Source organism: Bacillus cereus group sp. MYBK14-1 (assembly GCF_051916885.1).
In the GTDB taxonomy this organism is placed as follows: domain Bacteria; phylum Bacillota; class Bacilli; order Bacillales; family Bacillaceae_G; genus Bacillus_A; species Bacillus_A cereus.
Genome location: NZ_JBQAHM010000007.1, coordinates 244,475 through 269,816, shown reverse-complemented (window position 1 = coordinate 269,816; position 25,342 = coordinate 244,475). Strand labels below are relative to the sequence as shown.

Here is a 25,342-nt window from a genome sequence, read left to right as displayed (position 1 = left end):
TTAGTTTTTCACAACTTCACGAATCGCATTGCGATCGAAAGTTAAGTGTGAACCACCAGATTTAATAACGATTTTTGTCTCATCTACTGATTCGATTGTACCGTGTAAACCACCGATTGTTACGATAGCATCACCTTTTGCTAACTCACTTTGCATTTGAGCAACTGCTTTTTGACGTTTTTGTTGCGGGCGAATTAATAAGAAATAGAAAATCGCAAACATCGCAACGATCATAACGATATTCATCATACCTGCATTCATCTTTTGTTCCTCCTTTTAAATTATGTATTAGAAGTTTTTAGCATTCGGTTTATTAAAGCCATACTGTTCAAAGAACTCTTCGCGGAAATCGCCAAGACGGTCTTCACGAATAGCTTGTCTCACCTGCTCCATTAAGTTTAACAGAAAATGAAGGTTGTGATAAGACGTTAAACGAATTCCGAACGTTTCATCACATTTCATTAAGTGACGAATGTACGCACGTGAGTAGTTTTTACATGTGTAGCAATCACAGTTTGGATCAAGCGGACCGAAGTCTCTTGCGAATTTCGCATTTTTTACAACAAGGCGACCTTCACTTGTCATACATGTACCATTTCGAGCGATACGAGTTGGAAGTACACAGTCAAACATATCAATACCACGAATTGCGCCATCGATTAACGAGTCAGGAGAACCTACACCCATTAAGTAACGAGGCTTATTATCTGGAAGAAGTGGTGTTGTAAACTCAAGAACACGGTTCATAATATCTTTCGGTTCACCAACAGATAAACCACCTACAGCGTAACCAGGGAAGTCCATTGAAACAAGATCTTTCGCACTTTGACGACGAAGCTCTTCGTACTCCCCGCCCTGTACAATACCGAATAAACCTTGATCTTGCGGACGTTCATGCGCTTTTAAGCAACGTTCTGCCCAGCGGCTCGTACGCTCTACAGATTTCTTCATATATTCAAAAGTAGCTGGGAATGGTGGACACTCATCAAATGCCATCATAATATCTGAACCTAATGCATTTTGGATTTCCATCGCTTTTTCTGGTGATAAGAATAATTTATCTCCATTTAAGTGATTACGGAAGTGAACGCCTTCCTCTTCAATACGACGGAAGTCACTTAAACTGAATACTTGGAAACCACCAGAGTCTGTTAAGATTGCACGATCCCAGTTCATAAATTTATGCAAGCCGCCTGCTTCACGAATAATTTCATGACCTGGACGTAGCCATAAATGATACGTATTACTTAAAATAATGCCAGAATCCATTGCTTTTAATTCTTCTGGTGACATTGTCTTAACTGTTGCAAGTGTACCAACTGGCATAAATGTTGGTGTATCAAATGAACCGTGCGGCGTATGCACACGACCTAAACGGGCACCCGTTTGTTTACATGTCTTAATAAATTCATAACGAATTGCTGTCATAACTTACTCCTTTTATTTGTTTCTCATTTTAGCGTGAGATGCAACGAACATTGCATCACCGAAGCTAAAGAAACGATATTTTTCTTTTACTGCTTCATTATAAGCATGAAGTACATTATCTCTATTTGCAAATGCACTTACAAGCATAATTAATGTTGATTTCGGTAAATGGAAGTTTGTAATTAAACCATCAATTGCTTTAAATTCATATCCCGGATACATGAAAATATCTGTCCATCCAGAAGCGGCGCAGAGCTTACCGTCATGATCTGTTGCAATTGTTTCTAACGTACGAGTTGATGTCGTACCTACAGTAATAATACGTCCACCATTCTCTTTCACACGATTTAATAATGCCGCTGTCTCTTCAGACATATGATAATATTCTGCGTGCATATGGTGTTCTTCAATCGTGTCTGCAGAAACTGGTCTAAATGTTCCAAGTCCTACGTGAAGTGTAATGAATGCTAACTGAACGCCTTTTTGCTTTAACTTCTCAAGTAACTCTTCTGTAAAGTGAAGTCCCGCAGTCGGCGCTGCTGCTGAACCGATTTCTTTCGCATATACTGTTTGATAGCGATCGCGATCTTCCAGCGTCTCTTTAATATATGGAGGAAGCGGCATTTCCCCAAGTTCATCTAAAATTTCATAGAAGATGCCATCATATGAAAATTCAAGCTGGCGTCCACCTTGATCTGCAGTTCCTGTGCAAGTTGCTTTTAATTTCCCTTCGCCAAAAGAAATAACAGTTCCTTCTTTTACACGTTTCGCTGGCTTTACAAGCGTTTCCCACTTATCACCTTCTTCTTGTTTTAAAAGAAGTACTTCAATGTGCGCGCCTGTATCTTCTTTCACACCGTGCAAACGAGCAGGCATAACTTTCGTTTCATTTAAAACTAAGCAATCCCCCTCATGTAAGTAAGAAAGAATATCCGTAAAATGTTTATGCTCAATATCACCTGTTTCACGGTCTAACACCATTAATCTTGATGTTTCACGATCTTCTAACGGGACTTGTGCAATAAGTTCTTCTGGTAAATGAAAATCAAACAGATTTATATCCATAGCTATATCCACCTATTTCTTATTTAAATCGATTTATTATATACATAATAAAAGATAATACAATACTTAACACAATACATGTAATGATAGGAAAATAAAAGGTAACGTTTCCTTTTTTCACAAAAATATCGCCTGGAAGCCTTCCAATGAACTTCCAAGCTAATCCAACAACGATGAGTAAGATCCCGGCTGTAATAAGCAGCTTTGGCATCTCCGTCATACTTTTGGTATCTCCATTCCGAAATGTTCATACGCAAGCGGCGTTACAATTCGGCCCCTTGGCGTTCGTTGTAAAAAGCCAATTTGTAATAAATACGGCTCATACACATCTTCAATCGTATGAGATTCTTCTCCAATTGTTGCTGAAACCGTTTCTAATCCAACTGGACCGCCACGGAATTTCTCAATAATACCAAGCAGTAATTTATGATCAATATGATCTAGACCTAATTTATCTACTTGCAGTAGCTCTAATGCCATTTGTGTAATTTCCATCGTAACCGTTCCGTTACCACGAACTTGCGCGAAATCACGTACACGTCTTAAAAGACGATTCGCAATACGAGGTGTACCACGAGCACGTCTTGCAATTTCTAATGCAGCTAACGAATCGATTTCAACTTCAAATACTTCTGCTGTACGTTCAACAATCGCAGAAAGCTGATCTACTGTGTAGTACTCTAACCTTGAAAGTACACCGAAGCGGTCACGAAGCGGTGCCGATAATGCTCCAGCACGTGTTGTTGCTCCAACTAATGTAAATGGCGGTAAATCTAGGCGTACAGAACGTGCTGAAGGCCCTTTTCCAATTACAATATCAAGGCAAAAGTCTTCCATCGCAGGATACAATACTTCTTCAATTGATCTATGCAAACGATGAATTTCATCAATAAATAATACATCCCCTGGCTGAAGCGCTGTTAATACAGCAGCTAAATCTCCTGGTCTTTCAATTGCGGGACCTGAAGTTGTTCTAACATTAACGCCCATCTCATTGGCAATAATATTCGCAAGCGTCGTTTTACCAAGACCTGGTGGTCCATATAAAAGCACGTGATCTAACGTTTCTTCACGCATTTTCGCCGCTTCAATAAATACTTCTAAATTATGTTTTGCTTTATCTTGGCCAATATACTGACGGAGCGTCTGTGGCCGTAATGAATATTCTAAATCCGCATCTTCATATGCAGATTCCCCTGAAAGGAGACGTTCGTCCATTATACTCACCTCTTACCATTTAGTAAAAGACTAAGTGCCTTTTTAATATACTGATCCGTCGTTAATGATTCTTTTAATAACTCTGGTACAACACGAGAAACTTCGCGTTCTGCGTATCCAAGTGCGCGGAGAGCTTCCAGTGCCTCATCAAGCTCAGCTGATGAACCTTTCTTCTCATCAAAACGTTCTGTGTCTGAGAATAAATCAACAAATGCATCTGGTACGACATCTGCTAGTTTTCCTTTTAAATCTAAAATCATTTGGCGTGCTGTTTTCTTTCCGACGCCTGGGAATTTCACTAAAAACTTCTCATCTTCATGCTCAATCGCTTGAACGACCTGTCCTGTTTGACCAGAAGCTAAAATTGCAAGAGCTCCTTTTGGCCCAATGCCAGACACGCCTAACAACTTTGTAAATAATAAACGCTCTTCACGTGTTTTAAACCCGTAAAGTGCCATAATATCTTCTCTCACATAATGATATGTATAGACACGGATTTCTTGCTTACTTCTTTGAAATACATACGGATTTGGTGTGAAAATTTGATAACCAATTCCATTATGATCAATTACGACATATTCCGGCCCTACATACTCCACGTAACCTGTAACATATTCAAACAAAATACGATCTCTCCCTCTTAAATCATGTATTCCATTTTAACATATTTAATGATAGAAAAGCGAGACTGCCCCAACAAATGTTCTCCACTTGAAACTTCTGTTATTTTCCATTGACAGAAAGGTTAAAGCACCTTAATATACAGAAGTCGATAATGATTATCAATACTAATTAAAGGGGTTACATCAGGATGAAACGTAAGCTATTTATTTTATTTACTATTATGCTCGTTGTTCTTTCTATCGTTGGCTGTTCTTCTCAAAAAGAAGAATCGAAGGCAAAAGAACAACCGAAAACAAAAGTTGTAAAACATGCTAAAGGTGAAGCTACAATTCCAGTAAATCCAAAGAGAATTGTTGACTTATCTGGATCAACAGAAGAACTATTACTTCTTGGACACAAACCTGTTGGTACAGCAAATACATATAAAGATAAAATCCAAAATCACTTAACAGACAAGTTAGATGGAGTAAAAGCAGTAGGTTGGTACTGGGCACCTAAAGTTGATTTAGAAGCTGTTACTGCTTTAAAACCAGACTTAATTATTTTAAACAACCGTCAATTAAAAATTTATGATCAACTAGAAAAGGTTGCACCTACAGTTGTTCTAGAAACAAACTTAGAAGACTGGCGTGGTAAGTTTAAAGAAGTAGGTAAGCTATTTGACGAAGAGAAGAAAGCAGACCAATGGATTGCAGACTACGATAAGAAAGCAGACTCTTTATCTAAAAAAATTAAAGAGAAAACAAAAGATGAGAACTTTATGTTCGTTGCAGTTACACCACAAAACTTCCGTGTATACGGTAGCTTCGGATACGGTGACATCATCTTTAATGACTTAAAACTTCCAGCAACAAAAGGTACGGATTTAAAACAAACGATGGCGCAAGTATCACTAGAAGGTCTAGTTGCATTCCAGCCTGACCAAATGTTTATTGTAAACTTCGGCGGCGAAGCTGATAAAGTTTACGAAGACTACAAAAACAGTGCCGTTTGGAAAGACAATAAAGCAGTTAAAAATAATCACGTATATGAAGTATCAAATGAAGTCTTCAATACGAAAGCATTCAATCCAATCGGAAAAGATATGCTAATTGATGAAATCGCAAAAGAAATTTTAGCTAAAAACAAATAAGAAAAAAAGCAGCTCACCATGAGCTGCTTTTTTTCTTACTTTGAACTGCGTATTGCTTCATTTTTTCAATCGTCTTCACAAAACCTTCTTTTGATTTAATACGAATGCCACGTTTCAATTTCGCACGTTCATAGCTCTCAAGCTTTTTCATATCAATTTGAAAGAAAGAATGGATCGCATTATCACTTTTCGGTACACCTTTGAAAATTTGTAATATCCCTTCCTCTGAAACACCAAAATACCCGCTCGTTTTCAATAACGGAGAAATATCATCAACTTTCTTTTGCAATACAATTTGTACATCATCACGATCAACGAGCTGCCATTCTTTATACTGCTGTAAAAACTTTTCTAAATCCGTCACTTTTTCTGTAAGTATTTCTTCGCTTACTTCGCCATCAACATACATACGCTCTAATAAAATTGTAACCTCAGGTTCTTTTTTCGTTACTTCTGGTACTGGCCCTTCCGCCTTCACATTCGTTCCATAAACGAAACAAAACATCATAACGAAAGCTTGCATCGCAATCAGTATCCATTTCATTTCCGTTCACCTCTTTTAGGCAAGATCATACTTTCATTAGTAGTTTTTCCGGAAATGGGGGTTTTATCCATATTACATTTCTTTCGAAAAATAAAAAATGCAGATAAGGGTTTACCTCATCTGCATGTATCATTTACTTTTATATAAAATGAAAGACGCCTGCAAAGCAGGCGTCTTGATGCGTTTACGGCGAGAGACCAGGCGACCACATTCGCGTGTTTAGCACTTAAGCATATCTCTCGTCTTACGTAAATTAGCTCATCGCTTTGCTAATATAACATTAATAAAGTATAAGTGCAACATGTTTATAAAAATATTTTATTTCCTCTTTCATCCAAATTATTTTATGTAAATTATAAATTGATAATTGCAATATATATGTTACAATTAATGTGACAGCGAAATCATAATAAGCAGGGGATGAATATTATGAAAAAAATAAAGGATGAACGCCTCATTCTTCAAATGTTAAAAAACATACGTATTGTCTTTCTTTTTCAATACATTGGCGTAGTTGGAATTTTAGGCTATATCGGATTCACTGAAGGCATTGATCAAATTACGAAATCTCCATTGTGGCTATTATTTATGTTTACAAGTATTTTACTTGCTTATTTACAGTTAAGTGTTTCAATCGATGTAGAAGAAGGCGAAAAGGAAATACAGTTAACTCCTTATTACAAACTTGTCTTCCACTCCCTTATTGTAGGAATCGTTACGGCTATTATTTATATTATTTTCAGTCCAGAAAGACCTCTATTTGAAGCTATTTCAACAGGTAGTATTCTTTTCATATGCTTTTTAGTTTCTTATTCCGTTAGTTATTTTATTAAAAAACGTCGCTTACAAGACAACGATGAATAAAGAGGAAGGGCTATCCCTTCCTCTTTTGTTTTGTTATCGCACTGTACCAGTTAAACCGTAACGAATGTCTCGGAACATATTCACTATGTCACGATTAAAATCGTTTGTAACTGTACCGTTACGTAGACGCGTACTCATTGCATCGACACGAGTAAACATATCATTTCTTACAGAAACATATACGTTTCTGTTTCCAACTTCATTTGCAACAGCTTGACGAATTTCGTTAGCCATCGCCGTTTCATTTGTCACTGTGTTACGTGGTTTTACCGCAATCGCTACATCGTTTCCATATACAACTGTAGACACACGGTCTACGTTATTCATACGTTTCACACGATTTGTTATTCTTTCAGCTGTTTTACCATCATTGTTAATGTATGAATTGTTCATTGTAATATTACGAGTTGGATGCGGATTAGCAATTTGTCCATTGTAATTTACATCTCGATAATAATTGTATCCTGTATCGTTACGACCATTTCTATATGTTACATAATCTGTATAACGATCATTACGTGTCACATTATCACGATACTGGTGTGTATCATTATAAGATGTACGCTCGTAATTGTAGTTACGTCCATCCATTGCATTGTTATCTTTCGGTGTACCACATGCAGCTAATGCACTGGTAACTAACAAAGAAGCAGCAATCACTTTTACTTTCGTATTCAATACAAAAACCCCCTCTGTTAGAATGAGCTTCTCTACTGAAAAGCTCCCTCTTATGATGAGTAACCGAGAAGGTTTTTACACTGTTAATATTTCACTGGGAATTTTCTAGCACTTCATAAAAAAACTTCATTTTCTTAATTAACAGGAATGTAAAAAAGGCGGGAATACTCCCGCCTTTTTAAACTTCTTCTTCGTCCTCTTCTTCTGAAACGGGCTCTCCAAATACATTCGGTGGATCTGGTTGATAATACATCGTTCCTGGCTGTGGTGCATATGCAGACTGAGTTGGTTGGTAATATAAAGGATTCGCATATTGCGGACCGCCTGGTTGTGGACTATATAGTCTACTTTCTCCTCCGCATCCACAATCTTCCTCACCCTGCACAAGCGGCGGCATATTATTATCCATTGGCATCATATTCGGGTTTGGCATAGACGTATATTGCGGTCCAAACGGCGCTCCTTGCTGATATGGCATTTGATATGGATTTGGTTGTTGATAATACGGATTCGGCGGCATCATGGGCTGTTGATACGGCATTTGATAGGGCATCATATTGGGTGGTTGATTGTTATCCATAATCGGCATCATATTGGGTGGTTGATTGTTATCCATGATTGGCATCATATTCGGCATTTGATTGTTATCCATAATCGGCATCATATTCGGCATTTGATTGTTATCCATAATCGGCATCATATTCGGCATTTGATTGTTATCCATAATCGGCATTATATTCGGCGGCTGGTTGTTATCCATAATTGGCATTATATTCGGTGGCTGGTTGTTATCCATAATTGGCATTATATTCGGTGGCTGGCTGTTATCCATGATTGGCATTATATTCGGTGGCTGGTTGTTATCCATGATTGGCATTATATTCGGTGGTTGGTTGTTATCCATGATTGGCATTTGAATATTTGGCGGTATGACTTGTGGAATAACTACATTTTCTTTCGATACATTTGGCGATACTATATTCCCTACGTTTTCTTTTTTCACTTGCGGTGACACTATATTCCCTACATTTTCTTTTTTCACTTGCGGTGACACTATATTCCCTACATTTTCTTTTTTCACTTGCGGCGATACTATATTTCCTACATTTTCTTTCTTCACTTGTGGCGATACTATATTTCCTACATTTTCTTTCTTCACTTGCGGCGATACTATATTTCCTACATTTTCTTTCTTCACTTGCGGCGATACTATATTGTTTTTTTTCGTTTGCGGAGAAATGATATTGTTAGGTTTCATTTTACTAATTTGAGGAGCAATTAACTCGCTTCCTTTTTTTATTACATCTGAAATTTTATATTCTTTTTTCGGTTTTATTGGTGGTTGTGGCGGCTGCGGTAATACATTTACCGAAAACTTCGTGTTTTCTTTTTCCGCCGGTTTTTGTTTTTCTATCACAGGTGGTTTTTGAATAACAGACGGTTTTTCAACTGGTTTTTCTTTTTGAATTGGCTGTTCTTTTTGCGGTTTCACCTGTACCTCTTTTTGCGGCTTTACCTGTACTTCTTTTTGCGGCTTTACCTGCATCTCCTTTTGCGGTTTTACTTGCACTTCTTTTTGTGTTTGTTGCATAGCTGGCTGCTGTGTAATTGGTGCTGATTGATACGTAACTTCTTCTTCATCTTCTATTCCAAGCGGAGTTGGTGTTGCTGCAAATTCTTTTTGCTGCACTTCTTTTACGTATTGCTTTGGAGGCGCTGAACCTGCTCCAGCCTGTTGTTTCATGTGAACACTCTTGGATGGCACTTTAATTTTCATACCTGGCATAATTAAATCTGGATTACTAAGTTGTGTATTTGTTTTTTTCAACGTGTCAAAATCCACTCCGTACTTTTTCGCAATTTTCCAAAGGGTATCCCCTTTTTGCACGATATGAATTTTCAAATTTTCCCCCTCCTGTATAACTTATCTATAAGTAACAAATCTCATGAAGTAACTCTTTCTAAATAACATTAACTTCTTTTCACTTTTATCACTTCTTCGATTTTCAATATCATTCGAAGCGGAATAAGCATAAAGAACCACAATGATTTCTTCAAAACAATGTATGCCCATTTCGTTCTCGTTATGATTATATGTATGAAAAAAAGCAACAGGAATACCGTTGCTTTACACACGCTCTAACATACGATTTAATGCAAGAACCGCTTCTGCCGTTACTTGTTTCTCTACGCTAATAACGTTAATTTCTTCTCCTCTTTCTATCGTTTCAAGTGTCCATAATAAGTGAGGCAGATCAATTCGGTTCATCGTTAAGCACGGACACATAAATGGATTAAGTGAAACAATTTCTTTATCTGGATGTTGCTGAATAATTCGGTTCACTAAATTCATTTCTGTACCAATCGCCCATTTGCTACCAGATGGCGCTGATTCAATCATATCAATAATATATTTCGTTGAGCCTGCATAATCTGAAGCAGCTACAACTTCATAACAACATTCTGGATGTACAATAATATTCATATCAGAATGATTTTTTCGTACGCTCTCAATGTTCTTCACTGTAAAATTTTGATGAACAGAACAATGCCCTTTCCATAAAATTACTTGAATTTCTTCTATATCCCCATCGTACTCTAATGAATCTGTGTGTGGGTCCCATACTGCCATTTTATCTAACGGGATACCTAAATCGTACGCTGTATTTCTCCCTAAATGTTGGTCTGGTAAAAAGACGAGACGTTCTTTTTGAGTAAACGCCCAAGATACCATTTGCTTTGCATTAGAAGATGTTACTGTTGCTCCTCCGTTACGACCACAAAACGCTTTAATTGCAGCTGTAGAGTTCACATATGTTAACGGAATCATCGTATCTCCAAATAATTTCGTGAGCTCTTTCCATGCTCTTTCTGTTTGTTCAATATCTGCCATATCCGCCATCGAACAACCTGCACGCATATCTGGTAAGATGACAACTTGATCATCTGTCGTTAACATATCTGCTGTTTCCGCCATAAAGTGCACCCCGCAAAACACAATATATTTTGCGTCTTTATTGCTCGCTGCAACTTGTGCAAGCTGAAGTGAATCCCCTGCTGCATCTGAAAATTGTACCACTTCATCTTTTTGATAATGATGCCCTGGAATGAATAACATTTTCCCCATTTTCTCTTTAATTTCACGAACACGCTTTTCCATATCTTCCGTTGACATCGTGTAATAACGCTCTGGTAACATCGTTTCAATTGGCTGTACTTGTTCTAAAATACTCATATACGTTTCTCCCCTCTAAGCCACTTTCCTTATCCTTCAATATTGAAACTAATATCAAGTGCTTTCACTGAATGTGTTAACGCTCCAAGTGAAATATAATCTACCCCTGTTTTTCCGTATTTCGGTAAATCTTCAATTGTGATGCCCCCTGAAGCTTCTGTAACGATAGCACTTGGTACAATTTTTGAAAACTCCCGGATTTCATCTGGCGTACGATTATCGAACATAATAATATCAGCACCAGCAGCAACAGCCTCTCTCACCTGTTCCTCAGTTTCTGTTTCTACTTCTACTTTCACCATATGTCCTAACTTCTCTTTCACTGATGTAACAGCTTTTGTAATAGAACCAGCAAACGCAATATGATTGTCTTTAATCATGACACCATCATATAAACCGAAGCGATGATTAAATCCACCGCCGCACACGACTGCATGCTTATCAAACATACGTAGTCCTGGCATCGTTTTTCGCGTATCACAAATGCGAGTATGACTGCTATCTAAAGCAAGAACCGCTTTACGCGTCATCGTCGCTATTCCGCTCATACGCTGAATAACATTTAATATAACGCGCTCTGCTGTTAATAACGATGCAATTGGACCTTGCACAGTTGCAATGATTTCGCCTTTTTCTACAAGGTCCCCATCTTTTTTATGAAGCTCTACTTCAATTCTCTCATCAATTAATTTAAATCCTGATTCAATTACTAAACGTCCTGCAAAGACCCCTGTATCCTTCGCAAGAAACGTTCCTTTCGAAAGCAAGTTATCTGGAAAAATAAGCTGAGATGTTACATCTCTTTCCCCTATATCTTCTAAAAAAAATCGATTTAATGCTTCTTTAACTTTTATCGTGTTCATAAAGCCCCTCTTCCCCTCATTACACAAGTTGTCGTTTTCTCTTTACTCGAACAATCTCTTTCTTTCCTATATTTCTATCTGGATAATCACTCCGGTAATGCCCGCCAATACTTTCTTCTCTTTGCAAGGCTGACACAACTATAAGCTCACAAACCGTTAACATATTAATAAGCGTTATCTCTTCATTCGTAAGAACATCATGTTGTAATATCATATTTCGAACACCATACTTACTAAGCCATCTCTTCGCATAAGATAAACTTTGCTCTGTTCGCACAATCCCAACATATTTCATCATGCATTTTTGTATTTCTTCTTTCGTCGGTAAATGATTCAGAACGATAAACTTTGCTTCCTTTTCGGCTAGCATGTTCACCTTTTCTTTTGTCTCTCTAGATAAAATGTGTCGTCCGATTCTTTTTCCAAACACAAGACCTTCTAATAATGAATTACTCGCTAATCTATTTGCACCATGAACCCCGTTACAAGCTACTTCACCGACTGCGTATAAGTTCGGAATAGACGTCTCTCCATCACAGTTCGTTTTCACGCCGCCCATGTGAAAATGAGTACCAGGCACGACTGGAATAAGTTTTTTATTTATATCGACTCCATTTGTTTTACATATCGATGACACGGTCGGAAAGCGTTGTTCAAAGTTTTGAATCATTTCGATGTTTAAGTACACTTTTTCACCCGCAAGTAGCTGTTCATGAATAGCCCTTGCGACTACATCACGAGGCGCTAAATCCTGTTCGGAATGTATATCCATCATAAAACGCTGCCCTTTTCCATTTATAAGGACAGCTCCTTCTCCGCGAACAGCTTCGGACACAAGACCAGAACAACGCCCACCCGCGTATAACATCGTCGGATGAAATTGTATAAACTCTAAATCTACAAGCTCTCCGCCTGCACGGTACACCATTGCAAGTCCATCGCCTGTAATCGTCTCATCATTAGAAGTAAAGGCGTATAAACCGCCAATACCGCCTGAAGCTAACACCGTATAATCTGCATTGTAACGTTTCAATTCTCCTTTATTGTTGCGAGTTAAAGCCCCAACACATTTATCTTTTTCTATAATAAAATCGAGCACCATTTCCTGTTCCACTACAGTAACGTATGGAGCTACTTCTTGAATAAGATGCTCTAATAAATTCTTTCCTGTTGCATCGCCACCTGCATGTAAAATACGACGTTTTCGATGCGCTCCTTCTTTTCCAAGATGAGGACCTGTTTCATCTCCATCAAATTTCATTCCATTTTCAATAAGGTTATTAATCTCTTTCGGTCCTTCCTCGACTAAATAACGGACCACTTCTTCATTGTTATAATGACACCCTGCTACTAGCGTATCTTCAAAATGATCATTAGGATTGTCGTATGTAGCTACCGCTGCGGCAATTCCACCTTGAGCTAAATGTGTATTATTATTACGTTTCGTCTCCTTTGTGATAATAATCACATTCTTTTCGTGACAAATCTCTTTTGCAACACGAAGTGCCGCAACGCCACTTCCAATAATTAAGACATCTGCGCTTGGCATAATTGTTGCCTCCTACTTTACACTTTTCAACTGTCTTGACACCTATATTTACATAGTTTTAAAATAATGACAAGAGTTTTTTTTTAATTCTTATTTTCACTACCATTTAAAAAGTAAAAGAAATGTAACTCTTACTAGAGAGAGGAACTTACATGATGATATATCTTGACTATGCAGCTACTACACCTATGAGCGAGGAAGCGTTACAAACATATATGAAAGCAGCTTCACAATACTTCGGAAATGAACAAAGTTTACATGATATTGGAGGAACGGCTTCTTCTTTATTACAAGTTTGCCGAAAAACATTTGCGGAAATGATTGGAGGCAAAGAACAAGGAGTATTTTTCACAAGCGGTGGATCGGAATCGAACTATCTTGCGATTCAATCACTTCTAAATGCCCGAAATAAGAAGCATATTATTACGACACCTATGGAACATGCATCCATTCGAAGTTATTTTCAATCTCTAAAATCAAAAGGCTATACGATCACTGAAATTCCTGTTGATAAAAATGGACTCATTTGTTTAGTAGATTTAGAGGCAGCTATTACGGAAGATACTGTGCTAGCAAGTATACAGCATGGAAACTCTGAAATCGGAACCGTTCAAAACATTACAGAAATCGGGGCACTTTTAAAAAAATATAATGTTTTATTTCATACGGATTGTGTGCAAACGTTTGGTAAACTGCCTATCCATGTTTTTGAGATGGGGATTGATAGTCTTTCTGTTTCAGCACATAAAATATACGGACCAAAAGGTGTCGGCGCTTGCTACATAAATCCGCAAACTCGCTGGGAACAAGTATTTCCAGGAACTTCTCACGAAAAAGGATTTCGCCCAGGTACAGTGAACGTTCCCGGCATCGCATCTTTTTTAACAGCTGCTGAAAATATATTAAAAACTCAATGGGAAGAAAGTTTACGTTTTAAAGAGTTACGATCCTACTTTTTAGAGCAAATACAAACACTTCCGCTAGAAATTGAAGTAGAAGGTCATTCTACTTCTTGTTTACCACATATTGTTGGGGTTACAATAAAAGGAATAGAAGGTCAATATACTATGCTAGAATGTAATCGCCATGGTATCGCCATTTCCACCGGAAGTGCTTGCCAAGTCGGTAAACAAGAACCTTCGAAAACTATGCTTGCAATTGGAAAAACGTATGAAGAGGCAAAACAATATGTCCGCTTCTCTTTCGGACAACAAACAACGAAAGATCAAATTGATACTACTATTCATGCACTACACACAATTGGAAATCAATTTTATAGAGGTGTTAAATCATAATGAAACAAAATGAACAAAAAAAGATTTTAGGTGAAGAAAGACGACAACTTATCCTCCAGTGGCTTCTTGCTGCAAATGAACCGTTATCGGGGAATGAACTATCGAAAAAGACGAACGTAAGTAGACAAGTTATCGTGCAAGATATTTCCTTGCTTAAAGCACGAAACGAACCAATTATTGCGACTGCTCAAGGTTATTTATATTTAAAGCCACAAGAGAAGCAACAAACTTTTGAACGCGTAATCGTATGCCAACATAAACCAGCAGAAGTACGTCAGGAACTTACAATGCTTGTTGACCATGGCGTTACGATTAAAGACGTAAAAGTTGAGCATCCTGTATACGGTGACTTAACAGCCTCCATTATGGTAAGCAATCGCTTTGATGTAGAGCAATATTTACAAAAAATCGAAAACACAAATGCTTCCTATCTTTCACAACTAACAGATGGTATTCACTTACATACAATCGAGGCAGATTCTAAAGAAAAATTAGATGCTGCTTGTGAGGCGTTAGATAAAGCAGGATTTCTCGTTTATTAATGTAAAGCACAGAGTTTTTATCATTCTCTGTGCTTTTTTAATGCTATAATATTGTAATCAATCGTAAAGGAGATCAAATATGGGAATTGAACTCGTTCACTTTAGCATTGGCAAACCGAAACAAATGAAATATGGCGAAGATAAAGAAATGATAACAGGTATATGTAAAGATCCTACAGAAGAGGCCTTTCTCTCAAAAGACGGATTTCGTGGTGATGACGTAGCGGATTTAAAACATCACGGCGGACCTGATCGCGCTGTTTGTGTGTACCCACACGAGCATTACGCACTATGGGAAGAGGAATTTCAAACTACGCTTCCCGCTTCCACATTTGGTGAAAACATTACCGTAACAAATATGTTAGAGCATGACGTATGCATCGGAGATACATATCAACTAGGCGAAGCAATCATTCAAGTAACGCAAGCTCGCGTACCTTGTAGCACAATTTCAAAACGTCTTGGCATCCCTGGCATACTGCCGCGTATTGTAGCAACTGGATTTACTGGCTACCTATGCCGCGTTCTTCAAGAAGGTACTGTACGTAAAGATTCAAAAATTACATTACTAGAACGTCCATCAAGCAATGTTTCTGTTTTATTCTCTAACGAAATTTATTTTCATAATAGAAAAGATAAAGATGGCATCGAGAAGATTCTTGCTGTTCCAGAACTAGCTGATATTTGGCGTGGTCAATTAGAAGATCGTCTTGCGAAGTTAAAATAAAGAATCCCACCTTCTGCAGGTGGGATTTTATTAATCTATTAAAAAATATATTAGGCAATGAAATGATATTGACGATTAGACAAACACCAACATTCCATCTACATCTTACAACCAATAAGAAGAATAACTCCCCAGCACAGTAACAGAAAAACCGAGTGCTTCAAGTTCCATCGTTACGCCTGGCAATAATACGTCATCGTATGCTTTATCGACATCGATTAAGAAAAAGTAATTTCCAAGACCTGTTTTCATCGGACGCGATTCGATTTTTGATAAGTTTAATTTTCTCCATGCGAAAGCTGATAACACTTGATATAGGGCACCTGCATAATCTGCAGGTAACGTTATCATAAGCGTCGTTTTCTCTCCGCGGTTCTCTCCGTTATTCGGGAGTACTGCTTTCTTTTTCTTATGGAGTACTAAGAAACGTGTATGATTATTTTTATGCGTATGAATACTACGTCTCACAATTGTTAATCCGTATTTTTCTGCAGCCGCTTCATTTGCAATAGCGGCAATTTTCTCTTCAGGATGTTCTTTCACATATTGTGCAGCAGCACTTGTAGATGTCATATCTCGAACAGTTACTCCTTTTAATTCTTCATTTAAAAATTTATGGCACTGTGCAATGGCATGCGGATGAGAATGCACTGCATATACTTCTTCCCACACTTCTGCATACTGCGGATGTACAAGTAAATGCTGCTGAATTGGTACTGTAATTTCTCCTACAATGGAAAGCGGCTGCTCATGTACAAGGTAATCAACCGTTATATTCACTGAACCTTCTATTGCATTTTCTAACGGTACAACTGCGAAGTCTACATTTTCATTTGCAGCTGCATCTATACAATCTGGAATCGTTCGATACGGTACATGCTCTGCTTCCGGAAAAAAACGACTCACCGCCATATTTGTAAATGTTGCTTCTGGTCCTAAATATCCTACTCGAATCATCGTCTTTTCCCCTCTTTTTCGTTTTCTTACTGTTATACCATACTTTTTTATATTCTTCTATGTAAATTTCGAATATTTAAAAAAGACTAGCATTCGCTAGTCTAAATGTTTCTTATACTCTCTTTGAGCGAAGAAGAAATAAATGATACATGCTGCGATATAAAACAGAATGAACAAACCTACTTTTCTTAATGATCCATCCATAAAAAGCGTATTATGAAACGTATATAATGCAACTGCACTATGCATACTCCCTACTATAATTGGCGCAAAAAATAGCATACATAATTGCCAACGAGAAATTTTCCATACTTCTTCCTTCGTCATTCCAAGTTTAGAGAGTGCACCATACTGCTTTCGGTCCGATGCAATATTATGGAACCATTTAAAATACACGATACTACATGAAGTGAGAAAGAATAATATACTAATAAATGAGCCTACAAATAGAGTAATATCGCCGACTTCTTTCATATTTACATACAACTCCATATTGCTTCGAAATGCATTATTATTATCTTGTTTTATATGTCTCCGTAAATCTTCATTTAATTTCTTCGTCTTTTCGATATTTGATAATGTGTAGCCTCTATATATCATTTTTTCAGAATCAGGAACCTGATTTGCTATACTGTCAAAATCTTCATCATTCATAACGAAGAACAGACCATTAATGTACGAAGGGTGATGGTTAAATTGAACCCCTTCTTTCTGACCGTTAAATACGAATTGATATGGTTGATTCATTACTTGCAATTGAATCTCTTTTTGATTATATACATTCGAATTATTGTATTTATTATAATAAACGAGTGTCACTGTACCTTTTTTAGGACGATACGTTTTCTGTCTTTGTTTCCTTGCTTCTTGGTTATATTCACTTTCTTTTATAAGCGGTACTATTGTTGTTTCTCCCTTATTAGACTGAAAGGATGCATAAACTCCAACAAAACTCATATATTGAAAATCATCATACTCATAGTGATGCAGTAATTTTTCAACCGCACCTTCCTCAAAGACTTCATGAGTAGAAATACCTTTTTCTATGTACGAAAACGAGTGTACCCCTCCAGTTCGCCACATATCTTGCATGCTAGAAAAATATAAGAACACCGTACCTGTTGCTGTAACTACAAACGTCGTTGCCATAGACATCAGAAAGAAAAAGCGACTATTTTCCTTCATTCGATGTGACAATTGATTCACTATAAATAAATACGGATATGTATACATAATCTTTTTATTTCGCTTTATCATTTCTAACACTTGGGTAGCTCCATGTGTAAAAGAAAAGTACGTTCCAAAAAAGACAAGTATAGACACAGGGAAAAAGTATATTGCTATCGTAGTCATCGTCACTTGTAGCGCCAACGCATACCCGCCCACTAAACAAGCAAAACCGAATAAACAAAGCCACTTTGATGTTTTCTTCTCTTTTTTATCTGTTCGAAATTCTTTCAATAACCGAATGATTTTTATATTCCATATACGTAAAGCACTTATAAAAGATAACAAAATAAAAACGACCATATATGTAATAAATGTTACACCAATCGCCCTTACGTCAAATATCACAGGGAGTTCTTTCGGAAGCCCCAGTAACATACTAAATACCATAAAAAAGAGTTTTAAAAATATCATACCGAGCACAATACCGAAAATATTCGCGAAGACCCCGATTAAAATTTGTTCGGTCATAATCATTCCTATTACGTTAGATTTCGTTGCTCCCATTAACATATATAACCCTAATTCTTTCTTGCGTGCTTCTATGAAAATAGAAGTAGAGTACAAAATAAATATGACGAAAAAAGAAATGATTATAACATTACATATGATAAGTCCCCAACGTACGTTTTGATACCACATCGTCTCTTGCATATACGGATGCACAATGACAGACATATATGCGTAAGAAGCAAATATTGCAAAACAACTACTTAAGAAAAACACTTTATAATTACGCCAATTTCCTTTTATATTTTGCAGCGCTAGTTGCCAAATGTTCATCTATCGTCCTCCTGTAACTTACTACATAGGCAAAAAGCTAGAGGTTCCCCTAGCTTTTTACGTGTTTTAAATATCCTCTTTGCGCGATCATAAAGTAAATGGCAGAAGCTAAAATGTATGCTCCAATTACAAGCGCACCTGATTTCCATAAATCAATATAAAGCATTTTCCCTAACGTATGAAGAGCAACTCCACTATGAATGGAACCGATTAAAATTGGGATAAAGAAGATAACTCCCATTTGTCGAATCGCAATTTTGCGAATTTCTTTATCTGTCATACCGATTCTCTTTAACGATTTAAATTGAATACGATCTTGTTCTTTATCGTTAAACCATTTAAAGTATGTCATACTACAAGCGAAGAAGAAGAACAGTACCGCTACGAAGAAACCGATGAACATTGTAATTGCTCCACCTTCTCTTATATCCTTATACGCAAACACTGAATTTCTCAATTCTCCTTGCTTTTCTGGTGCAATTTCATTTTTCAAATCTAATACAAGATTTTCTGTATTTTTCCAATCCTCGATATAATAACCGTAATATTTCGTCTTTTCTTCATCTGGTACGAGTTTTGCATATTTCTCAAAATCTTGATCATTTACAATAAGATATTCACTATCATTAAAAACAGAATACTGCGTTGGATTATTTAATTGAACAGACTGCTTTTGCCCGTTAATTGTAAATTCATACGGTTTCGTACGATCTATCTTCATCAGTTCATTTGACATATCAACCATAACCATCGTTGCACTACCTGGTGCATTATGAACTTCTGTAGGTTGCTCTCTCTTTTGTTTGCGCACTTCTGCATTATATTCTTTTTCTGAAATAATCGTCATCGGTACTTCATGTTCACTATTAAACAACGTTATTTTCTGTGTTGCCGGTAGTTTAACGTAGGTTACTTTTCGCGCATCTTCAAACCCGTGTCTCTTCACAAGCTCCTGTACCTTTTCTTCATTAATAAGATTATGCGTATTTAACCCCTTTTCCTCATATGAAATAGCATGTGGTGTAAGTTCTACCGTTTTCGCACTCATATTTTCAAAATATACGTACAGTGTACCTACTGCTGAAGATACTACCGCCGTAATAATAGAAATTACAAATAGAAAACGAGCATTATCTTTCATTTTATAAATAAGATTGCTAAGAACAAACATATTTGGATACGTATAGAAAGATTGCTTTCTTTTTTGTAATGCTTTTAATACAACTGTACTACCTTGTGTAAATAATAAATACGTTCCGCCAATTGTCAGTCCTACCACCGGTAAAAAGAGGATGAGGAAATTCAGAAACGTTACTTGGAAGCTAAGTACATATGCAACAATAATACATCCTATACCAACTACACATAACCATGTAAATGCAAACGGCTCTACTTTTTGCTTTCTAGCTTCTCTTAATAAGTCAATAATTTGCAAGCGTCCTACCGTCCAAACGCTAAACAATGATAGGATTAAAAATAGGATAAAGTATACGCCAGCTGTAATAAGAACTGCTTTACTATTCCAAACAAGTGGAAGTGTCTTATCTATTTTCAATAATACGCTTAACGCTTGGAAAAATAATTTTGAACAAAGCATTCCAACCCCAATACCAATTACAATTGCAATACTACCTAACATCAGTTGCTCTAATATAATCATTCGGCCGAGCTGCGATTTCGTTCCGCCTATTAATGTTAGTAGACCAAACTCTTTTTTTCTTGCTCGTAAAAACGTTGAATTTGCATATAAAATAAAGAGTGCCGAGAAGATGACCACAATATAATTCATCGATTCTAATCCTTTTGTGATCATCTTTCTCATACTAATATTACCGCTTACGACATCTGGATGATAAATAAAAGAAGCATACATGAAAAATACGACAATCGATAAACAACTACTTATAAGAAACGCTTTATAGTTACGCCAATTTCCTTTTACGTTATTAAGCGCGAGCTGGCGAAAGTTCATGATATTCTCCTCCTAGCATCGCAAGTACGTCCAGAATTTCTTGGAAAAAGGCTTGTTTCGTTCTTCCTTTATGTATTTCCGAGAAAAATTCCCCATCGCGTATGAAAAGGATACGTTCACAATAACTAGCCGCTACTGGATCGTGCGTAACCATTGCAATCGTTACTTTCTTTTGCTCGTGTAAATCTTGCAGAGCGCCCATTAGCGATTTCGCTGACTTCGAGTCTAAGTTTCCAGTTGGCTCATCTGCTAAAATTAACGTCGGTTCATGAATGATTGCTCTCGCTGCTGCTGCACGTTGTTGTTGTCCCCCAGATACTTCGTATACTTTTTTATTTAAAATTTCTTCGATGTTTAAAAACTTCGCAATTTCCAGTACTTTCGCATCGATTTCATTTACAGATTTCTTCGCCATTACAAGAGGTAAAATAATATTTTCTTTAATCGATAGCGTATCAAGTAAATTAAAATCTTGAAAGATGAACCCTAAATGTGTACGGCGAAACTCCGCTAATTTTGCAGCACGCATTTGATTAATTTCTTCACCATTTACAAGCACATGACCTGAAGTTTGCTTATCAATTGTTGCTAATAAATTTAAAAGCGTCGTTTTCCCGCTTCCTGAAGGACCCATAATCCCTACAAATTCGCCTTCTTCTATTTTAAAATTTATATCGTTTAAAGCAGTCGTCGCTACTGAACCTTTTGATTGGTACACCTTCGTTAATCCTTTTACTTCAAGAACACTCATTTCTAATCCCCCTACGTGTTTTCTTCTTACATTTACTATAAGAAAAATAAGAAAAAGAAACGAGTGATTTCCCTTACAAAACGTTTTGTTATCTTACAGTTTTGTCATTTTTCTCATCAATGTATGATATTCTTCATCTTTTGCAAATTGGAACGTGAATGTTGTCCCTTCTCCTTCAGCCGATTGAACATACATTCCATGATGTAAATTATCGCAAATTTCCTTCGTAATATATAAACCCATTCCAGTCGCTTCTCTCGTTTTACGGCCATTTACCCCCGTAAAGAATGGATCAAATATACGCTTTACATCTTGCTCTGGAATACCGATTCCATTGTCCTTAATATGTAATAACACCTTTTGGTCTTTCTCTTCAATTTGAAATTGAATTTCTTTTTTCTCTGCCGCTGAAATTTTTGTATACTTAATTGCGTTTACAACAATTTGACCTATAGCAATACTTAGCCATTTTCTATCAGAGGCAACCATACAAGTATCTTCTTCAAACATCACTTTCGGAAATACAGACGATTGAATGAAGGATTTCCGATTTTCATTAATAATACCTCGCACGACATCTATAACATTTACTACTTCTACCTTATAATCTTTCGCAAACTGCTCTAGTCTTGCCATATGTAACGCTAAATCTAAACCATTTAGTATACGGTTATTTTCTTCACGAATACTTTCAACTGTTGCTCTTGCCTCACGATGCTCTTTGCCAAACTTTTGCAGCAATAATTCAATAACAGATACTGGTGTTTTCATTTGGTGAATCCATTGGTTCATAAATATCATTTGCTGTTGCTCTTTCGCATGCTGTTTATGAACTTCATTCATATATTGCTGTCTTAATAACGTAAAAGATTCAACGACCATTTCTTGCTCTGATGTATAAGATTCATCAATAAGTAAAGAGTCATGTAATGTATTTCCACCAGTAACATACTTTTCGATCCTCTTTAAAAACACACTCCGTTTTCGGTAATCGTAAATGAGGTATACAGTAAACACAACTGTTCCTAATAAAAGTCCATATAACCATGTACTCCAATCAATGGATCGCTTTTCTAAAAGACTTTGCAACTGTAAAACGAGCCCAAATAAACAAAGGCTAACAATATAAGAAAGAATTAAAGAAAAGCGGTCCATGAGGTAAATTTTAACCTTCATGCCCTTCGCCCCACTCCGTAAGAAGCGCATAACCATATCCACGTTTCGTTACAATTGCATTTTTAATGCCTAACTCCTCTAGTTTCTTCCTTACACGTTTTACATTTACGGTTAATGTATTATCATCCACAAATGCTACTTCATCCCATAGAGCTTCTAACAGTTCTTCGCGCGTTACATATTGATTCACCTGTTTCATTAAACACTCTAATAAGTAAAACTCATTTTTTGTCAGTTCAGTTTGTTGTCCTTGCCACTCAACAATATGCTGAGACGGGAATAACAACAGTCCATTTACACCTAAACAATCACTCTCAGCAGCAGAAGCATACTCTCCATAACCACGGCGAAGCGCACTCTTCACCTTTGCCATTACGATATCTAAATGGAATGGCTTCGTAATATAATCATCGCCGCCATTTTCAATCGCCATTACTTGGTCCATTTCTCCTGTTCTTGCAGAAACAAAAATAATTGGCGCATTCGATACAGTACGAATTTGACGACACCAATAAAAACCGTCAAAGTACGGTAAATTAATATCAAGTAACACGAGATGAGGATTCACTTTTACAAACTCATCTTTTATTTGACGTAAATCACTTGCTCTAAATGATTGATAGCCATATCTTTCTAAATGCTCTTCTAATATTCCCGCGATTTTCTCATCATCTTCTACAATTAATATTTTATACATGTTCGTTTTCTCCCCATAAAAAATTCTTCTAAAAACCACTCCCTTTTTATTATAAATTGAAAATTTAATTAGTGGGGATTTTTTCCTATATAAATCCGATTTTTACGATATAAAAAAAGACTGCCGTATTTCGGCAGTCTTAATCGATAAATTCAAATTCATATTCAAGAATTTTTACAATATCTCCGTCTTTTGCACCACGTGCACGAAGCGCTTCATCAATACCCATTCCGCGCATTTGACGAGCGAAACGACGTACAGATTCATCACGTGAGAAGTCTGTCATCTTGAATGTTTTCTCGATATCGTAACCAGAGATAACAAACGTGCCATTACTTTCACGTGTAATTTCAAATTTAACACCTTCAGTATCAAATTTGTACATTACACTTGTATCAGACTCATCCGCAACTTCATGTATTGGGAATTCTGGTGTTGTTTCTATTAAGTTCGCTACTTCAAACAGTAAGTCACGAACACCTTGTCTTGTTACAGCTGAGATTGGGAAGATTTTTACTTCGTCTCCCACTTTCTCTTTAAATGCTTGTAAGTTTTCTTCTGCATCTGGCATATCCATTTTGTTTGCAACAACAACTTGCGGACGCTCAGTTAAGCGAAGATTGTATTCTTTCAATTCATTATTAATCGTTACGTAATCTTCATATGGATCACGGCCTTCTAAACCAGACATATCAATAACATGCACGATTACACGTGTACGCTCAATATGACGTAAGAATTGGTGTCCAAGTCCGACGCCAGCATGTGCGCCTTCAATTAGTCCTGGAAGGTCAGCCATAACGAAGCTGCGGTTATCACCAGTTTCAACAACACCAAGATTCGGAACGATTGTTGTGAAGTGATACTCTGCAATTTTCGGACGCGCTGATGATACAACAGATAATAATGTAGATTTACCTACACTTGGGAATCCAACAAGTCCAACGTCTGCTAGTACTTTAAGTTCTAGAATAACATCACGCTCTTGACCTGGTTCCCCGTTCTCAGCGATTTCTGGCGCTGGGTTCGTAGCTGTTGCGAAACGTGAGTTACCACGGCCACCACGGCCACCTTTTGCAATTACAGCAGTTTGTCCATGCGTTACTAAATCGGCAAGAATTTGACCAGTTTTTTCATCTTTTACTACTGTTCCTGGCGGAACCTTTACAAGTAAATCTTCAGATTTACGTCCGTGCTGACCTTTACTCATTCCGTGCTGACCGCGATCAGCTTTGAAATGACGTTGGTAGCGGAAGTCCATTAATGTACGTAAGCCTTCCTCAACTACGAAAACAACATCTGCACCTTTACCTCCGTCGCCACCTGCTGGGCCACCTTTTGGTACATACTTCTCACGACGATACGCAACCATACCATTACCACCGTCGCCGCCTTTTACATATATCTTGACCTGATCTACAAACATTATTTCACCACACTTTTTTCAATTGGTTGTAATATAACTGAGACTTCTTCGTCTCGCACTGTATAAGAAATGGAATACCATTTATTGTTTTGGGTCGCAAGCCAATTCTGTAGTTCTTCTACACTCGTTAGCTTACCACGAAAATCAAAAAAGAAACGAGCATTATCCGCGTCACATTCAATTGTGATACAAACATAATTTTCAACATATACGTCTAAACTATGCTGAAGCATCGAGAAAAATTGATTCGTCCATGTACATACAGTCTCATCTAAGTGAGATAAGTTATGTAATTTCCCTAATACTTCGTACTCCAATAAGCACGGCTGCTGTTTCCAATTATATGTTAAAATCCACTCTGAAAATAAAGGCATTGATAGCCCCATCAGATTGGATTCTTGTCTCGCTTCTTGGACAAAACGATCGATGAGACTATGAATTTCTTCCACTTTTCCAAGGGAAAGGTTTCCTTTCACCATCTGCATACGATTGAGCCAATCATGTCTTGAATGGCGCAATGCATCTATAATTGTCCATTTTTCATTCATTTAGATACCCCTTAATATAGAAAAACTCTAACCTGCACTCA

Annotated in this window: 24 protein-coding genes and 1 pseudogene; 5 read left to right on the top strand and 20 right to left on the bottom strand. The window is 37.1% G+C overall.

Annotated elements, in window-relative coordinates; translation table 11 throughout:
• Genes yajC through ruvA form a run of 6 tightly spaced genes read right to left on the bottom strand, consistent with a single transcriptional unit; the run spans nt 1 to nt 4,334 of the window.
• The gene (gene yajC, locus ACTFR3_RS19705; RefSeq protein WP_000991115.1) at nt 1-261 is read right to left on the bottom strand and encodes a preprotein translocase subunit YajC; all 261 of its coding nucleotides are present in this window, start codon (nt 259-261) and stop codon (nt 1-3) included.
• 27 nt (nt 262-288) lie between these two features.
• The gene (gene tgt, locus ACTFR3_RS19700) at nt 289-1,428 is read right to left on the bottom strand and encodes a tRNA guanosine(34) transglycosylase Tgt (protein ID WP_000125365.1); all 1,140 of its coding nucleotides are present in this window, start codon (nt 1,426-1,428) and stop codon (nt 289-291) included.
• Between the two features lie 12 nt (nt 1,429-1,440).
• Entirely contained in the window at nt 1,441-2,493 is a 1,053-nt protein-coding gene (gene queA / locus ACTFR3_RS19695) for a tRNA preQ1(34) S-adenosylmethionine ribosyltransferase-isomerase QueA (protein ID WP_000354014.1), read from the bottom strand.
• A gap of 19 nt (nt 2,494-2,512) precedes the next feature.
• Entirely contained in the window at nt 2,513-2,713 is a 201-nt protein-coding gene (locus ACTFR3_RS19690; protein ID WP_000138162.1) for a DUF2905 domain-containing protein, read from the bottom strand.
• Nucleotides 2,710-3,711 carry a Holliday junction branch migration DNA helicase RuvB gene (gene ruvB / locus ACTFR3_RS19685; RefSeq protein WP_000344449.1) on the bottom strand — a complete coding sequence of 334 codons (1,002 nt, stop codon included), beginning with the start codon at nt 3,709-3,711 and terminating at the stop codon, nt 2,710-2,712. Before ruvB ends, ACTFR3_RS19690 begins: the two co-directional genes overlap by 4 nt.
• 5 nt (nt 3,712-3,716) lie before the next feature.
• Complete coding sequence (ruvA, locus tag ACTFR3_RS19680; RefSeq protein ID WP_000464511.1) at nt 3,717-4,334, bottom strand: Holliday junction DNA helicase RuvA; 618 nt, start codon at nt 4,332-4,334, stop codon at nt 3,717-3,719.
• A 188-nt stretch (nt 4,335-4,522) separates the two neighbouring features.
• On the opposite strand from ruvA, the gene ACTFR3_RS19675 reads away from it, so the two are divergent.
• Nucleotides 4,523-5,467: an iron-hydroxamate ABC transporter substrate-binding protein gene (locus tag ACTFR3_RS19675; protein ID WP_440044697.1), complete on the top strand. Its 945-nt coding sequence runs from the start codon at nt 4,523-4,525 to the stop codon at nt 5,465-5,467.
• Between the two features lie 13 nt (nt 5,468-5,480).
• Here the strand turns inward: ACTFR3_RS19675 and ACTFR3_RS19670 are convergent, their stop codons facing one another.
• Entirely contained in the window at nt 5,481-6,011 is a 531-nt protein-coding gene (locus tag ACTFR3_RS19670; RefSeq protein WP_000871192.1) for a BofC C-terminal domain-containing protein, read from the bottom strand.
• Nucleotides 6,012-6,440: 429 nt separating this feature from the next.
• Between ACTFR3_RS19670 and ACTFR3_RS19665 the strand changes: the two genes are divergently transcribed.
• Nucleotides 6,441-6,875 carry a hypothetical protein gene (locus ACTFR3_RS19665; RefSeq protein WP_000721223.1) on the top strand — a complete coding sequence of 145 codons (435 nt, stop codon included), beginning with the start codon at nt 6,441-6,443 and terminating at the stop codon, nt 6,873-6,875.
• Nucleotides 6,876-6,908: 33 nt separating this feature from the next.
• Here ACTFR3_RS19665 and ACTFR3_RS19660 read toward each other — a convergent pair whose 3' ends face one another.
• The 5 genes and pseudogenes from ACTFR3_RS19660 to nadB all read right to left on the bottom strand — a co-directional run bounded on the left by ACTFR3_RS19660 (nt 6,909) and on the right by nadB (nt 13,200).
• A complete protein-coding gene (locus ACTFR3_RS19660; protein WP_001093536.1) occupies nt 6,909-7,553 on the bottom strand; it encodes a YhcN/YlaJ family sporulation lipoprotein in 645 nt (214 codons plus the stop codon).
• Between the two features lie 1,746 nt (nt 7,554-9,299).
• Nucleotides 9,300-9,456 (bottom strand): annotated as a pseudogene (gene safA, locus ACTFR3_RS19655) (SafA/ExsA family spore coat assembly protein); the annotation flags it as partial.
• A 225-nt stretch (nt 9,457-9,681) separates the two neighbouring features.
• Nucleotides 9,682-10,788 carry a quinolinate synthase NadA gene (nadA, locus tag ACTFR3_RS19650; protein WP_322372370.1) on the bottom strand — a complete coding sequence of 369 codons (1,107 nt, stop codon included), beginning with the start codon at nt 10,786-10,788 and terminating at the stop codon, nt 9,682-9,684.
• A 29-nt stretch (nt 10,789-10,817) separates the two neighbouring features.
• Nucleotides 10,818-11,651: a carboxylating nicotinate-nucleotide diphosphorylase gene (gene nadC / locus ACTFR3_RS19645; protein WP_001092227.1), complete on the bottom strand. Its 834-nt coding sequence runs from the start codon at nt 11,649-11,651 to the stop codon at nt 10,818-10,820.
• A 19-nt stretch (nt 11,652-11,670) separates the two neighbouring features.
• Complete coding sequence (nadB, locus tag ACTFR3_RS19640) at nt 11,671-13,200, bottom strand: L-aspartate oxidase (protein ID WP_001138531.1); 1,530 nt, start codon at nt 13,198-13,200, stop codon at nt 11,671-11,673.
• Between the two features lie 152 nt (nt 13,201-13,352).
• Between nadB and ACTFR3_RS19635 the strand changes: the two genes are divergently transcribed.
• The 3 genes from ACTFR3_RS19635 (at nt 13,353) to ACTFR3_RS19625 (ending at nt 15,764) form a co-directional block, all read left to right on the top strand.
• On the top strand, nt 13,353-14,495 hold the full coding sequence (locus ACTFR3_RS19635) for an IscS subfamily cysteine desulfurase (protein ID WP_000973777.1): 1,143 nt from the start codon (nt 13,353-13,355) through the stop codon (nt 14,493-14,495).
• Nucleotides 14,495-15,037 (top strand): transcription repressor NadR, encoded by a 543-nt coding sequence (locus ACTFR3_RS19630; RefSeq protein WP_000812275.1) that lies wholly within the window; start codon nt 14,495-14,497, stop codon nt 15,035-15,037. The genes ACTFR3_RS19635 and ACTFR3_RS19630 overlap by 1 nt, the downstream gene beginning before the upstream one ends.
• 79 nt (nt 15,038-15,116) lie before the next feature.
• Nucleotides 15,117-15,764 (top strand): MOSC domain-containing protein, encoded by a 648-nt coding sequence (locus ACTFR3_RS19625; protein ID WP_000510666.1) that lies wholly within the window; start codon nt 15,117-15,119, stop codon nt 15,762-15,764.
• 105 nt (nt 15,765-15,869) lie between these two features.
• Here ACTFR3_RS19625 and pheA read toward each other — a convergent pair whose 3' ends face one another.
• From pheA to ACTFR3_RS19585, 8 genes are all read right to left on the bottom strand, one after another.
• Nucleotides 15,870-16,721, bottom strand: a complete 852-nt coding sequence (pheA, locus tag ACTFR3_RS19620) for a prephenate dehydratase (RefSeq protein ID WP_000621705.1) — start codon at nt 16,719-16,721, stop codon at nt 15,870-15,872.
• 96 nt (nt 16,722-16,817) lie between these two features.
• On the bottom strand, nt 16,818-18,731 hold the full coding sequence (locus tag ACTFR3_RS19615) for an ABC transporter permease (RefSeq protein WP_001028679.1): 1,914 nt from the start codon (nt 18,729-18,731) through the stop codon (nt 16,818-16,820).
• 49 nt (nt 18,732-18,780) lie between these two features.
• Nucleotides 18,781-20,703: an ABC transporter permease gene (locus ACTFR3_RS19610; protein WP_001011413.1), complete on the bottom strand. Its 1,923-nt coding sequence runs from the start codon at nt 20,701-20,703 to the stop codon at nt 18,781-18,783.
• Complete coding sequence (locus ACTFR3_RS19605) at nt 20,678-21,454, bottom strand: ABC transporter ATP-binding protein (RefSeq protein WP_000114527.1); 777 nt, start codon at nt 21,452-21,454, stop codon at nt 20,678-20,680. Before ACTFR3_RS19605 ends, ACTFR3_RS19610 begins: the two co-directional genes overlap by 26 nt.
• A gap of 93 nt (nt 21,455-21,547) precedes the next feature.
• The gene (locus tag ACTFR3_RS19600) at nt 21,548-22,630 is read right to left on the bottom strand and encodes a HAMP domain-containing histidine kinase (RefSeq protein ID WP_000865181.1); all 1,083 of its coding nucleotides are present in this window, start codon (nt 22,628-22,630) and stop codon (nt 21,548-21,550) included.
• Nucleotides 22,620-23,327 (bottom strand): response regulator transcription factor, encoded by a 708-nt coding sequence (locus tag ACTFR3_RS19595; RefSeq protein WP_000276723.1) that lies wholly within the window; start codon nt 23,325-23,327, stop codon nt 22,620-22,622. The genes ACTFR3_RS19600 and ACTFR3_RS19595 overlap by 11 nt, the downstream gene beginning before the upstream one ends.
• Nucleotides 23,328-23,466: 139 nt before the next feature.
• Nucleotides 23,467-24,753 carry a GTPase ObgE gene (gene obgE / locus ACTFR3_RS19590; RefSeq protein ID WP_440044696.1) on the bottom strand — a complete coding sequence of 429 codons (1,287 nt, stop codon included), beginning with the start codon at nt 24,751-24,753 and terminating at the stop codon, nt 23,467-23,469.
• Complete coding sequence (locus ACTFR3_RS19585) at nt 24,753-25,301, bottom strand: sporulation initiation phosphotransferase B (protein WP_001003584.1); 549 nt, start codon at nt 25,299-25,301, stop codon at nt 24,753-24,755. Before ACTFR3_RS19585 ends, obgE begins: the two co-directional genes overlap by 1 nt.
• Nucleotides 25,302-25,342 lie beyond the last annotated feature (41 nt).